At 45.6% G+C, this 12,375-nt stretch carries 14 protein-coding genes and 3 pseudogenes; 11 read left to right on the top strand and 6 right to left on the bottom strand.

Going from position 1 to position 12,375, the window contains the following annotated elements:
* Positions 1-68: pseudogene (locus LKD37_RS17835) on the bottom strand (recombinase family protein); the annotation flags it as partial.
* A 56-nt stretch (positions 69-124) separates the two neighbouring features.
* Complete coding sequence (locus LKD37_RS15045; protein ID WP_302929920.1) at positions 125-343, bottom strand: hypothetical protein; 219 nt, start codon at positions 341-343, stop codon at positions 125-127.
* A 92-nt stretch (positions 344-435) separates the two neighbouring features.
* On the opposite strand from LKD37_RS15045, the gene LKD37_RS15040 reads away from it, so the two are divergent.
* From LKD37_RS15040 to LKD37_RS14990, 11 genes and pseudogenes are all read left to right on the top strand, one after another.
* Entirely contained in the window at positions 436-1,062 is a 627-nt protein-coding gene (locus LKD37_RS15040; protein WP_238043823.1) for a TetR/AcrR family transcriptional regulator, read from the top strand.
* Positions 1,063-1,081: 19 nt separating this feature from the next.
* Positions 1,082-2,599 carry a cardiolipin synthase gene (gene cls, locus LKD37_RS15035; RefSeq protein ID WP_008978049.1) on the top strand — a complete coding sequence of 506 codons (1,518 nt, stop codon included), beginning with the start codon at positions 1,082-1,084 and terminating at the stop codon, positions 2,597-2,599.
* Between the two features lie 7 nt (positions 2,600-2,606).
* A complete protein-coding gene (locus LKD37_RS15030; protein WP_009295644.1) occupies positions 2,607-3,068 on the top strand; it encodes a glycosyl-4,4'-diaponeurosporenoate acyltransferase CrtO family protein in 462 nt (153 codons plus the stop codon).
* Positions 3,069-3,077: 9 nt separating this feature from the next.
* Positions 3,078-4,196, top strand: a complete 1,119-nt coding sequence (locus LKD37_RS15025) for an MGDG synthase family glycosyltransferase (protein WP_008978051.1) — start codon at positions 3,078-3,080, stop codon at positions 4,194-4,196.
* Positions 4,186-4,887, top strand: coding sequence for a phosphatase PAP2 family protein (locus LKD37_RS15020; protein ID WP_008978052.1), 702 nt, complete (start codon positions 4,186-4,188; stop codon positions 4,885-4,887). Before LKD37_RS15025 ends, LKD37_RS15020 begins: the two co-directional genes overlap by 11 nt.
* Positions 4,888-4,889: 2 nt before the next feature.
* Complete coding sequence (locus LKD37_RS15015) at positions 4,890-6,044, top strand: AI-2E family transporter (protein ID WP_302929919.1); 1,155 nt, start codon at positions 4,890-4,892, stop codon at positions 6,042-6,044.
* A 43-nt stretch (positions 6,045-6,087) separates the two neighbouring features.
* Positions 6,088-6,537: pseudogene (locus tag LKD37_RS15010) on the top strand (sensor histidine kinase); the annotation flags it as partial.
* A 33-nt stretch (positions 6,538-6,570) separates the two neighbouring features.
* Positions 6,571-7,635 carry an FUSC family protein gene (locus LKD37_RS15005; protein WP_005946426.1) on the top strand — a complete coding sequence of 355 codons (1,065 nt, stop codon included), beginning with the start codon at positions 6,571-6,573 and terminating at the stop codon, positions 7,633-7,635.
* Positions 7,625-7,749 (top strand): annotated as a pseudogene (locus LKD37_RS15000) (CDP-alcohol phosphatidyltransferase family protein); the annotation flags it as partial. The gene LKD37_RS15005 and the pseudogene LKD37_RS15000, both read left to right, overlap by 11 nt.
* A 122-nt stretch (positions 7,750-7,871) precedes the next feature.
* Positions 7,872-8,861 carry a choloylglycine hydrolase gene (bsh, locus tag LKD37_RS14995; protein WP_009295645.1) on the top strand — a complete coding sequence of 330 codons (990 nt, stop codon included), beginning with the start codon at positions 7,872-7,874 and terminating at the stop codon, positions 8,859-8,861.
* Positions 8,862-9,184: 323 nt separating this feature from the next.
* Complete coding sequence (locus LKD37_RS14990; protein ID WP_302929918.1) at positions 9,185-9,358, top strand: hypothetical protein; 174 nt, start codon at positions 9,185-9,187, stop codon at positions 9,356-9,358.
* A gap of 270 nt (positions 9,359-9,628) precedes the next feature.
* On the opposite strand, the gene mobQ is transcribed toward LKD37_RS14990, so the two are convergent.
* From mobQ to LKD37_RS14970, 4 genes are all read right to left on the bottom strand, one after another.
* A complete protein-coding gene (mobQ, locus tag LKD37_RS14985) occupies positions 9,629-11,323 on the bottom strand; it encodes a MobQ family relaxase (protein WP_008978057.1) in 1,695 nt (564 codons plus the stop codon).
* A 347-nt stretch (positions 11,324-11,670) separates the two neighbouring features.
* Positions 11,671-11,877, bottom strand: coding sequence for a DUF3847 domain-containing protein (locus tag LKD37_RS14980; RefSeq protein ID WP_071430988.1), 207 nt, complete (start codon positions 11,875-11,877; stop codon positions 11,671-11,673).
* A gap of 12 nt (positions 11,878-11,889) precedes the next feature.
* Positions 11,890-12,105, bottom strand: a complete 216-nt coding sequence (locus LKD37_RS14975) for a DUF6471 domain-containing protein (RefSeq protein WP_071430990.1) — start codon at positions 12,103-12,105, stop codon at positions 11,890-11,892.
* The coding region (locus LKD37_RS14970) for a hypothetical protein (protein ID WP_302929917.1) at positions 12,102-12,375 on the bottom strand (274 nt) is incomplete at its 5' end. The genes LKD37_RS14975 and LKD37_RS14970, both read right to left, overlap by 4 nt.

Below are 12,375 nucleotides of genomic sequence, written 5' to 3'. Positions count from 1 at the left end.
TACCAGCGCAGATTGGAAAAGCCGTTCTGCTTTGCATAGGTTTCAAGGATACGCTTCTGAGACGAGATTTGTCAAGGTTATTTTCTCCCGCTGAATACAAATGTCCAACTTTACTGTGAATAGCTCAGATATAATAAACACAGAGCCGCAGAATGGCCAGGGTTGCCATCACCGCCGCAATGATTAGGATGGTGTTTCGGTTTTCTCCGGCCACTCCGATGTCAATCATACTGGCCAGGGCAGTAGGCAGCAGCATGGCTGTCACAGCGGAGAGCAGCATCAGCGCCAAGAGGGCGGCCACATGCTTTCCGCTGAGTTTTACACGGAAAAAAATCGTACCCATAGTTTTCCTTTCTGCTCGTCGTACTCGCATTTTAGCTTGACAGGGCAAATAGCAAATGATAGTATAAATGAAACGATAGTATCATAGATGCTATGAATATCACAGAAGCAGGCGTTGTCAATAGTCCGAGCGAAAGTGGAACAAATGACAATCCTTGTTTCAATGATACGCAATTAAAGGAGACGTTTCTTATGCGAAGGACAACGGCTACAACAGACTATCTGAAAGAATGTATGGGTACAGCGTTGCTGGAACTAATGAAAGAAAAACCCATTGAAAAAATCAGTATTGAGGAGATGACTGCCAAGGCAGATGTAGGTCGCTCCACTTATTTCCGTTATTTCAAAAGTAAAGATGAAGTTCTGTCTTTCAAAATCACATGTCTGTGGAAGCGCTTTTCCGACGAACACGGTGCTACCAACTTCGCCACTGGTAGTTATGACGGCATCAGGCTGTTTTTTGAATTTTGCCTTTCCACTCGTCCTATTTGTGATCTGCTCTACTCAGCTGATCGCCAATATGTGATTCTAAACTTCTATTTACAAGAAGCGGCATCCATTGTCGCTAATGCCGATGCCAAAACGCACTACTTTATCCAATTTATTACATATGGATTGTTTGGGCTTATGAATGCGTGGGTATTACGAGGCTATAAAGAAACCCCACAGGAAATGGCACAAATAGTTTGCGATTGGGAAGCATCTTCGGAGGAGAAATAACATAGAGGGGGGTAAACATATGGGAAAAATCATTCGACGCATTCTAACAATTATTCCAGCGGTGGCTTTACAATCGCTCTGGCTTTTGCTGTTGATGAAATGGCTGACCCCTTACGCACCGATTATTGTGTCACTGCTTTCCGTTGCAGCGTTTTTCTTGGTGGTATTTATTATTATAAAGAGAGATGAAACCGCTTATAAATTGCTTTGGCTGCTGGTTATTCTGTCACTACCTTTGGTAGGAGCGTTACTATATCTGCTCTTTGGAAATAAACGGACGGCCCGCCCTCTAAAAAGGCGCTTGCAGCAAGTTCAAAAGAGTTGCAATCCGCAGCCTCTTCCAATAAAAGAAGCGCCCTTTGACGGCGAAAAACGCATGGGGCAAACAGTGCGGTGGCTGGAAGAAAAAACGCAATATCCGATGTGTGCAGTTGAGCAGGTTCGTTACTATCCGTTGGGCGATAATATGTTCCCTGATATGCTTGCCGATTTGAAAAATGCAAGAAACTCGATTTACGTAGAATACTTCATTATTGAGCCGGGGCATATGTGGGACGCAATCGTGAACGAACTGGAAGTAAAAATGGAGCAGGGCGTTGATGTACGTGTGATATACGATGATCTTGGCAGTATTTCTTCGTTCAATTTCAGTAATGTCCGTGAACTGAAAAAGAAAGGCATTCCATGTATTCCTTTTAATCCTTTCCTTGCCTTAAAAGGAACTGCAAACTATCGCGATCATCGCAAAATGCTGATTATTGACAACGAAGTTGCTTATAGCGGAGGTATCAACTTATCAGATCGGTATATCAATTTGGAACATCCCTATGGACACTGGAAGGACACAGGCTTTCGGATTACTGGTGAGCCAGTAAAAAATTTTACCCATATGTTCTTGACCTTTTGGAACGCATTTTCGCTGGAAAAAGAAGCAGGACAGCTTGCAATGCCCACATATCCCAAAAGGTATCCTGCGCCGCCGCACACATTTGATGGTTATGTGCTTAGTTACTACGATTCGCCCCTTAACCATGAAGCTACCAGTAATCAGCTCTTTATTGACTTGCTTTCTCAAAGCACGGATTACGCATGGTTTTTTACACCGTATCTTATGCTTGGCGATGACTTGATGGATGCAATGATTTCCGCTGCTCAACGTGGTGTAGACGTGCGGATCATTATGCCCGGCATCCCTGATAAGAAGCTGATTTTCCGTATGTCTCGGAGCTTTTATCAGGTGTTGCTGACTGGCGGCATCAAGATTTATGAGTATACTCCCGGCTTCGTTCATGCAAAGAGCTTTGTATCAGACGACAAAGTTGCGACGATAGGAACTGTCAATCTGGACTACCGCAGTCTCTTTCTCCACTTTGAAAACAATTCGTTCTTTTATCGTTCCAGTATTATTGCAGCAATAAAGGACGATTTCATCGCTACACAGGCAAAATGTAAAGAGGTAAAGCCCTATGATATGAAACATTATTCGCGCCGCTGGGTCGTAGATGGTGTCCTTCGTATTTTCGCACCGCTATGTTGAGGTTTTTATGAAGCATTTTCTTATGTGTCTGCTATATATCGCGGCGTTAGGGGTTCTCTCCTTTGTAGTGGGGCGCTTGATCCCGAAGCATTGGTTTCACGCCGATCGTTTTCCTTGGGTCTGCCACCCGGCAGAGCAAAAACTATGGAAGCGGCTTCATGTTCGGAAATGGCAGGCAAAGATCCCCGATATGAGCCGCATATTCGTTAAAATCATGCCGGAAAAGAAACTGACAAAGGAAAACTATGAGAACTTGCCGCGCATGATAGAAGAAACTTGCGTGGCAGAGTGGACACATATTCTGTTGTCTATCGCCGGTCTTGGACTGCTGAAAATATGGTCCGGTGTTGGCGGGGTATGTATAACGATTATCTACATTGTGCTGGGTAATTTGCCGTTTATTGTTGTCCAGCGCTATAATCGCCCACGCCTGCAAAAGCTGTTTGCTATGCAGCAAAGGAAAAAATAGGAGATTCAAATGCAAACACTAATTCTAAGCTGCAACACTGGCGCAGGGCATAACTCCTGTGCGCAAGCAGTTCAGGAAGCCTACCACTCTCGCGGAGAAATCTGCAATATTACAGATTCTTTGCAGTTTATTTCAGAAAAAGCATCCACGTTTATTTCTAATTGGCATACCCGAATTTACCGCCATGCTCCAAGGCTTTTTGATGCTGGGTATCAGCGTGCGGAATCTCACGAAGATATTTTTTGTGAGGGAACGCCGATCTATAAGCTACTTTCCTCCGGCGCAGAGCGGATGTATCAATACATCCGCTCTGCAGGCTACGATAATATTATCTGTACTCATGTATTCCCAGCCTTGGCGTTGACAGAAATGCGCCGACAGCACCCATGCTTACAGCTTGTAACGAGCCACATTTCTACAGACTATACCTGCGCTCCCTGCACAGCGGATTCTGCGCTGGACTGGTATTTCATTCCGTCCACTTCGCTGTTAGGTGAGTTTGAACAATGTGGACTTCAACCTCAAAAGCTGATCGCCAGTGGAATCCCTGTGCGGCAGCAATTCTACCAGCGTGTGTCACAAGAAGCAGGAAAAGCCAACGCCGGAATCTCGCCTGCTCATCAACATATTTTAATGATGTGCGGTAGCATGGGCTGCGGTCCAATGGAGGAGATTATATCGTATCTCTGCCCTTACCTCACAACAGAACAAGAACTTAGTGTTGTATGCGGCACAAATGATGATTTACGCAAAAAACTCCAAAAAAGGACAGAGAAGTATTCTCAAGTTCATGTTCTGGGAACCGTCAATAATGTGCCGCAGCTCATGCAAGCCTCAGACCTATTCCTGACAAAGCCCGGAGGTCTAAGTACATCTGAGGCAATGGCGGCAGAGTTACCAATGGTGCTTATCGATGCAGTGGCTGGCTGCGAGACACATAATCTGAATTTTTTTCTGCGTAATGGAATGGCCGTCACAGCCAATACGCCAAAAGCAATCGCAGACACCACAATAAAAACGCTAAATGCCCCAGTGCTTCTTTCTAAAATGCGCGCGGCAATGCGGTCGCAGACGGAATGTACGGCAGCCGATAAAATCTATGAATGGATATACAGTCATGCAAAGTAATCATATAAAGCCGGAAGTTAATTACCGTGAGTTCCGCATCCATAAACTTAATACACCTGAATTTTCTCACGTCAGGCTATTGCTTTACTGGCCAATTTTCGGCTTGCTGTTTTTGTTTCTTGAGCGGTTGCAACCGCAACGAAATTACTATCCCGTCTATTGTGGACTCGATGATATAATACCATTTTGTGAATGGGCGTTGATTCCGTATCTATTTTGGTTTGTCTTTCTAATCGGTACGTTGGTTTATACTTTTTTCGTCGATGTACCTGCATTTCGGCGTATGATGTATTTTGTGATAGTCACCTATACGATCACGGTTTTGATTTACCTGTTCTTTCCAACCTGCCAAAATTTGCGGCCAGAAGCATTTGTACGCAATAATCTACTTACACGCTTTATTGAATTATTCTATAGTTTCGATACCAATACAAATGTTTGCCCCTCACTTCATGTAATAGGCTCTGTTGCCGCGATGTTTGGGTTATGGGATTGCAAGGCGCTCCAAAGCGTCGGATGGAAAATCGCTGCTACATCAATCGCCGTGTGTATCAGTCTCTCCACCGTTTTTATGAAACAGCATTCTATCATGGATGTTCTCGCTGCATTGCCAGTCTGTTTCTTTGGTTGGTGGATTGCCTATAAGATACTCCCCAATAATAAAACAAACCGATTTCTTACGAGGATGTAATCATGGATAAATCCTACAAAAAGCCGCTTCTACTAATCACGTTTGGGGTGATCTTATTTGCGGCATTCAACAATCTAAACTATGTTGCCAACTTTCTAAAATCGTGTATTGGCTTGCTCGCTCCGATTTTATCAGGCCTTTTGCTGGCCTTTGTTCTGAGTGTACCCGTGCGCGGACTGGCAAAGAGGCTTCGACGAAAGCTGACTAAAGCTATAGATCGGCAAATAGACATGATAAGCCTGTTACTGACGCTGATATGTGTTATTGCGATTATTGCTCTTCTGTGTGTAATTGCGATTCCACAGCTCACTGCATCTGTAAAAAGCATTGCTGCTCTTGTTCAAGAAAAATGGCCTGACTGGGTCGGCTTATTGCAAAGATACGGCATTGACACAGAGAAACTGTCGGCACATTTTGCTGCGCTCGATTGGAAATCTATTCTGCAAAGCATTTCGAGCGAAATGAACACAGTGATTTCCTCAGTTGCCAATGTTGCTGGCTCTACGGTATCTGCGATTGCTGATGTTGCAATTTCACTTGTGATCACATTCTATGTGCTAATTGGATGGCGTGAATTGAGCAGTCAAAGCAAACGGGCACTGTATGCCTACTGTAAGGAATCCGTTGCAGATAGAATTTGCCATATTTCGAAACTTGCACATGACACCTATGCGAAGTTTCTTTCTGGTCAGTGTGTCGAGGTTATGATTCTTGGAACATTGATCTTTCTTTCGTTTTCTGTTGCAGGGATTCCATATGCGGGGCTAACAGCCGTTTTAACTGCCGCCTTTGCATTCGTTCCTTATATTGGAGGATTTCTCTCCTGCGCTTTCGGCATTTTATTTACTTTATTGGCGGCTCCGAACAAGGCGCTCCTATGCTTGATCGTCTATCAGGCAACTCAGTTTGTTGAAAATCAGTTCATCTATCCGCACGTCGTGGGAAACAGTGTAGGGCTATCCCCGTTCTGGACGTTGTTGGCGGTTTTGCTGGGCGGTAAACTGTTCGGTGTCCTTGGCATGATTTTCTTTATTCCGTTAATGGCTCTTGTATCTCAGCTTCTACACGAATCAATCGAACGGCGGCTGCATACCCGCAAACCGGAGCTGTCCAATGTACAAAGCAACTCAGACGAGAATACAGACATATCTCAATGATGTAGCAGGCGTTCGAATAGTTTGTGCGTTTATTGACGATAATCGTCTGGATGAACAGATCCGCCAGGCAGTTCTTTCATTGGAAACAAAATGGACAGAAAAAGAAATTGGTTTTCAGGTAGAATTGGAGGAAGTTAAATATACTGCGAATGAAGGACTTTTTATGCATATCTGGATAAATCTTTTAGATAATGCGATTAAGTTCAGCCCTTCAAAGGGGACAATTACGATGTTTCTGAAACAAGAACAGGATTCTGTTAAGTTCATTCTGGAAGATGAAGGACCAGGAATAGAGGATGATGTAAAATCCAGAATATTTGACAAGTTCTATCAGGTAGATGGATCTCATAAAGCAGAAGGAAATGGCCTAGGTCTTGCACTTGTAAAACGGATTGTAGATAGTGCCGGAGGAACAATCAAAGCAGAAAACCGTGAATATGGTGGATGCAGATTTGTTATAGAGCTGCCAAAGCAGAAAGATGAGATTATCTAGTTTTAAGATAAATTAGAAGATGGGAGTATTTATATGACATTTTATCAGGAGTTGCAGTTAAATCAGGCAGGTTCTAAAAACCTGTTGAAAAAGAGTGAAACACTAAAAGAAAAACTATATCATATGTGGGTATATCTGGTGAAGATAGCTGCTACAATGGCATTTTGTTTTTTCTTTGTTAGTATTTTCAGCATCCTATTTGGAAATGAGAACAGCATTGTAGGTGTAGTAGTCTTATTATGTCTCATGGTGTTTAGGAATGCGGATCTGGGGATCCACACCGGACAATCTACGATGCTTTTGGCTTTGTTCTTTGTAATTATGACTGTATGTCCGCATTTAGCAAATCAGTTTTCACCGGTATTGGGAATGCTGTTAAATATTGCGGCACTGGCTGTGTTGATTCTGTTCGGATGCCATAATCCATCCATGTTTAATCAATCTACATTGGTTCTTGGGTATCTGCTGCTATATGGTTATGATGTTACGGGAAAAAGCTATCAGATGCGATTAGTCGGAATGGCTTTAGGTGCAGCACTTACCTGCTTCGTATTTTATCGAAATCATAAAAACAGAACTTATAAAAGAAATCTGAAAGATCTGATACAAGAATTTGATATCACTTCTTCCAGAACAAAATGGCAGATATGTCAGATTTTATGCGTACCGATTGTCCTTTGCATTGCAGAACTTTGTAATATGCCACGTGCAATGTGGGCTGGTATTGCGGCCATGTCCGTGATTTTGCCGTCTATGGAAGATATGCACTACAGAGTCCGTAAAAGGATTGTCGGAAATATTGCAGGTGTTATATGTTTTACAGTATTATATTTTCTGCTTCCTTCGTCAATCTATGCATATATAGGAATTCTTGGTGGAATCGGTGTAGGATTTTCAGCACAATATGGCTGGCAGGCAGTATTTAACACATTTGGTGCTTTAGCCATTGCTGCAGAGACTTATGGACTACAAGGAGCGGTTAGTCTTAGAGTGAGTCAAAATGTTTTTGGTGTTGTGTTTGCTTTAGCATTTTGTGTTATATTTTATTGGTTTATGCCTAAAAAAAAGGAAAGTGAGGTGACCGTACATGCAGAGTGAAGTGAATCAGAAAGAAAATTTGAATAGAATTATTACGGTTCCTAATCTTCTTTCTTTTTTCGGCTTTGTCTGATTCCGGTAATTATATGGAGTTATTGTGTAAAGAAAAATCCTCGAATGAATGCAGGGAAGTGACCGAAAAGTACCGCACAGGACGGAGTGCATATTTATGGCTCGGACAGTTGTTTATGAGATTGTTTGCAGGACTATTATAGCAGAAAGAAGAGGTGTTCGATATGTGTACAGCAGCAACTTACAAAACAAAAGATTTTTATATGGGCAGAACGCTTGATTATGAATTTTCCTATGGGGAACAGATCACGATAACGCCAAGAAATTACGAATTTGATTTCCGGTTTGCCGGGAAGATAAAAAGCCATTATGCTTTGATCGGAATGGCATTTGTTGCAGGAGGTTATCCGCTTTATTATGATGCTGTTAATGAAAAAGGCCTTGGAATGGCAGGTCTTAATTTTGTCGGCAATGCGGCATATGAAGAAGCTTTGCCGGAAGATGAAACAGAAGTCAGCCAGGTGGCACAGTTCGAGTTCATCCCATGGATCCTTACACAGTGTGCTACTGTAGCAGAGGCGAGAGAGAAGCTGGCAGCAATGAGACTGACAGGCACAGCATTCAGTGAACAGCTGCCGACAGCACAGCTTCACTGGATCATTGCAGACAAAGACTCCTGTATCGTTGTTGAGTCTATGAAAGATGGGCTGCATGTATATGATAATCCGGTAGGAGTGCTTACCAATAATCCACCATTCCCGAGTCAGATGTTTGCACTGAATAATTATGCCGGAGTATCCAGAAAACAGCCGGAGAGTACTTTTGCAGGAGTATTACAGCTTGATGCATATAGCAGAGGAATGGGTGGAATGGGAATACCTGGAGATCTTTCCAGCCAGTCAAGATTTGTGAAAGTTGCCTTTACAAAATTAAATTCGATCTCCGGTGAAGAAGAGGATGAGAGTGTAAGCCAGTTCTTCCATATCTTAGGATCCGTAGATCAGCAGCGTGGATGCTGTGAGGTGACAGAAGGCAAATATGAGATCACGATATACACGTCCTGTTGTAATACAGCAAAAGGTATTTATTATTATACGACTTATGATAATCATCAGATCACAGCGGTTGACATGCATGCGGAAAATCTGGATTCAGATCAGCTGATCTGTTATCCGCTTCTGTCCAAGGGCGAAGTCAGATGGCAGAATAAATAATACGAAAATGCACGGAGAAAGCATAACGCAGAACAACAGGAGGACAATATCGAGATTGTATGGAATGCAGATGTTAGGTTGATAATTGTGCAAGCACCGCCTGCACAATTTGTGCAACAAAAAAGAGGAGCCAGTCCAGACTCCTCAAAGGTACGTTATTTCAAAAAGTTGCTCTTGTGTTCCAGCGCGTGCAGATTATGATAGTCCTCATAAATAAGTCAATTTTGCAGATAAAATTAGCAACTCAGGAAAAAATGATTTGCTTGGAGAAATCGAAACGATAAGCTGAGATAATGGTTTCTCTTCTTTAGTGAGCCTATGAAATGACGAAATGTGGCTCGCCACATGGTGCTAACGCATACGACTGTTCTCCTCGTGGTGATGAATTGTTGAAGTTAAGTGAGCAAAAAGCAAAATCTGAACTTGTGAGCTTAATTGCCAGTGCAGCAGGCGCATATACAGGGGCTGTTATCTCGCAAATATTCGATGCGGCGTAAGTAAAAAAGTTGGGCACGATCTTAACGAGCAATGCATGGCGGTACCCACTCATGCAAAATTTATAAGCCCCTGCCGCAGCAGGGGCTTATAAATCGCCTGTCTGGGATAAAATCCTCGAACCCCTTTGACACAGATTCCATCTGTGACTATGCATCGCAAGCGATGCTAAAGGAGCACGGTCAGCCACGACCGTGCTCCTTTAAATTTGTGCGGCTCTATGTCAATAGTTGGGATAGAGGTAAGCGCAAGAATGTGGTAGCATATATATATTATCGTTCCCAAGTGTCTCTGCTGTTCTTCTTGTTTTGCTTCTGCTGTGCCTGCTGTTTCTGACGCAGATGTTCACGGATGGAGCGAGCTTCCGTTTCCTCATGAAGTATATCAGCAACATCCCGCTTGCTGTCGTACATCATCAAGTAATCGTACTTATCTCCGTAAGCAGACTGCACACGGTCAACCACAGAGCGCTCCATTGCAGGACGCAGGTCGAGCCTTGCGTCCTGCAATTCGTCTGGGTCGAATTCTGCCGATTGCGTCTTCAAATCAGCATACTGCTGCAAAGCGTCGTTCAGCTCAGCCGTGTACTTTTCTTCCTGTTGCGACAGCTTTTTTAGTGCGGCTTCCATCGTGGAAATGTCCTTTTTCACAGCAGCGATACCGGCATCGTCACTGCATTCCAGCGAGTGCAGCAGCATATCCTTCTCGGATTTCAGCTCTTCCAATTCCTCGGTCAGCTCCGCAATATGGCGGGACAGTTCACACTGCTTCGGGATGAGATAGAGGGGTGTCTCCTTCTTTTGGGCAAGCAAAGACTTGCGTTCCTTGCCCTTGCCCCGAATCTCCTGAACCAGCTCGGTATAGCGCACCAGATTCGGCTGAACCGCGTGGATATAATCTTTCATGCGCTGCCTGCCCCGGCCGATATGCCGCAGCTGATAGCGGAAAACAATCATATTTGCCCGCAGCTTTTCCATCGCCTCGGCAATAACCGGGAGGGTGTTCTTTACCGCCTGTGCCAGCTTCCTGACCGCAGCTTTCAGCTCCCGCAGCAAGGCATTGTCCGCCTTGATCTGCCGGTTGATCTCGCAGCGGTCAGCAATGATCCCTTTCCGCTCCAGCGCCCGTGCGGTCACTCCCTCATGGATGGTAGGCTGCTCATCCAGACCTCTGGCTGCGTTGCTGCGGTGGTCGATTCGCTCCGCCCGTCCGGCGCGCTCCAGATAGAGATTGGTCACATCCGCCCATGCAGCCCGCCATGTCACAAGTTGCTCCTCACTATTCCAACGTTCGGAGATGGGGTTCTGTCTGCCGTAGCGGGTGCTCTTCGGATGCTTGTCAGCCCGGATGAGTCCCTGCGCCTCGGCAGCAGACGGTGTCATATAGACCTTCTTTTTGCCGACCTTGTAGGGATATTGCTTCTCCCAGCCCTCGTTCTGCGCCGCCCGGAACTCGGCGGCGGTGAAGCCTCGTTCTTCACCGTTTCTCATACAGAGATATTCTTTTTCGGTCTTGTACTGCCAGCGTCCCTGCTCATCCAGCGGGCGCACCGTCAGGAGAATGTGGGCGTGGGGATTGTGACCGTCGGTGTCGTGGATGGCAGCGTCGGCGCACATTCCATCGGACACAAATTGCTCCCGGATAAAGTCTTGCAGCAGCTCGATCTGCTGTTCCCGGTTTAGCTCTATGGGCAGAGCCACAACAAACTCACGGGCAAGCCTGCTGTCTTTTGCTGTCTCTACTTCCTCCACGGCGTTCCACAGTTTTTCTCTGTCTTGCCATTCCTGTGGGGCATATTCCGGCAGAAACATCTGCTGCCAGACAAGCCCTTGTTTTTTCGTGTAGTCGTGCTGAATCCCGTCGTAATCGTTATACAGGCGGGAGCAGCTCAAATAGGCAGAAGCAGCTACTGCGGAGCGGCCTGCGCCCCGGCTGACCACCTTCGCTTCCAAATGATAAATCGCCATATCTTCTTCACCTCGTTCTTCCTTTTTCTGTTTCTCTTTCGCAAAAGAGAAAATGCCCCGAAGATGAGCTTCGGGCATAGCCGCAAACAAAGCTGCCGGTGGCAGGTTTGTGCGGGCAGGGTGCAAGCTGTTTCCAAAGCAGAAACAACTGCGACCTGCGCAGACGATGACAGCAGCACCCTGCAAGTGCTGTGGCATTGTCTGGAGGCTGCCGCAGCAGCCGCATCCGCCTCGCAGAGCGCACGATTTCCGCAGGAAATACCACTGCCCTTTAGGGTGGTGAGTAAGTGCGCCCTTACGGGAGGAAAAGAGGAGGCCCCCGGTTTCCCGGAGACCTCCCAGCGGATTCAATTGTGCTGCGGCAGCTTCTGCATCAGGTAATCCTCCAGCGCAGACAGCTCCATCGTCCGCACCTCCGGCAGCACTTTCTCCAAGATTGCACCCTCCTGAATGAGCCTACGGGTACGGACCTTGCGTTCCTTGACCCGGTTCCGTGCCTGCGCTTCCTCCAAGCGGTGCTGTGCTTGCAACAGTTTCTTCTCTGCCTCTGTCATAAAAATCCCTCCTCACTTTCTCCGTTGCCAAACGATTTCGTACCCCAGCGCATCGGCAAGCTGGACGGCTTCAACATAGCGCAGGGACTCCCGTTGGAGCTTATTGGACAGGTTAGATACGCTGTCAGACCAGCCGTGTTCGTCATGCAGCAGATCGACCACCTCCTGCATGGTCATGCCCTGACGGACGATGTACGACTTGATTTCATTTCTCAGATTGGATTTCATTTGGTTTTACCTCCATAATTTCGTATAATCGGTTTTCGTATCGGTGATGCCAGTGTGCTTGTCGGTGAAAAATCCGCTGTGCTGCAAATCCGCTCAGATTTCTGCCCGTGATGCCCTGTTCGCAGCAGCGCCCTATCGGCTTCATCGTTCGGCATGAGAACATACAGAACGGCAGGATATGCCGCAATCCGGAGCAGCGGATTCACGCTTCGGTAAATCACCTGATGGTGCAGTGCGTTCGACCTACGACAAAAATCTTTACGGATTTCA

The sequence above is a fragment of the Brotocaccenecus cirricatena genome (assembly GCF_020687045.1).
Taxonomy (GTDB): domain Bacteria; phylum Bacillota; class Clostridia; order Oscillospirales; family Oscillospiraceae; genus Vescimonas; species Vescimonas cirricatena.
The sequence above is the reverse complement of the archived record's forward strand: the minus strand, read 5'-3'. Positions and strand labels throughout refer to the sequence as shown.

What these genes read in the sequence shown, in the direction of transcription:
- LKD37_RS15045 (WP_302929920.1), bottom strand. Translation starts at nt 343, where the DNA reads ATGGGTACGATTTTTTTCCGTGTAAAACTCAGCGGAAAGCATGTGGCC.
- LKD37_RS15040 (WP_238043823.1), top strand. Translation starts at nt 436, where the DNA reads ATGAATATCACAGAAGCAGGCGTTGTCAATAGTCCGAGCGAAAGTGGA.
- cls (WP_008978049.1), top strand. Translation starts at nt 1,082, where the DNA reads ATGGGAAAAATCATTCGACGCATTCTAACAATTATTCCAGCGGTGGCT.
- LKD37_RS15030 (WP_009295644.1), top strand. Translation starts at nt 2,607, where the DNA reads ATGAAGCATTTTCTTATGTGTCTGCTATATATCGCGGCGTTAGGGGTT.
- LKD37_RS15025 (WP_008978051.1), top strand. Translation starts at nt 3,078, where the DNA reads ATGCAAACACTAATTCTAAGCTGCAACACTGGCGCAGGGCATAACTCC.
- LKD37_RS15020 (WP_008978052.1), top strand. Translation starts at nt 4,186, where the DNA reads ATGCAAAGTAATCATATAAAGCCGGAAGTTAATTACCGTGAGTTCCGC.
- LKD37_RS15015 (WP_302929919.1), top strand. Translation starts at nt 4,890, where the DNA reads ATGGATAAATCCTACAAAAAGCCGCTTCTACTAATCACGTTTGGGGTG.
- LKD37_RS15005 (WP_005946426.1), top strand. Translation starts at nt 6,571, where the DNA reads ATGACATTTTATCAGGAGTTGCAGTTAAATCAGGCAGGTTCTAAAAAC.
- bsh (WP_009295645.1), top strand. Translation starts at nt 7,872, where the DNA reads ATGTGTACAGCAGCAACTTACAAAACAAAAGATTTTTATATGGGCAGA.
- LKD37_RS14990 (WP_302929918.1), top strand. Translation starts at nt 9,185, where the DNA reads ATGACGAAATGTGGCTCGCCACATGGTGCTAACGCATACGACTGTTCT.
- mobQ (WP_008978057.1), bottom strand. Translation starts at nt 11,323, where the DNA reads ATGGCGATTTATCATTTGGAAGCGAAGGTGGTCAGCCGGGGCGCAGGC.
- LKD37_RS14980 (WP_071430988.1), bottom strand. Translation starts at nt 11,877, where the DNA reads ATGACAGAGGCAGAGAAGAAACTGTTGCAAGCACAGCACCGCTTGGAG.
- LKD37_RS14975 (WP_071430990.1), bottom strand. Translation starts at nt 12,105, where the DNA reads ATGAAATCCAATCTGAGAAATGAAATCAAGTCGTACATCGTCCGTCAG.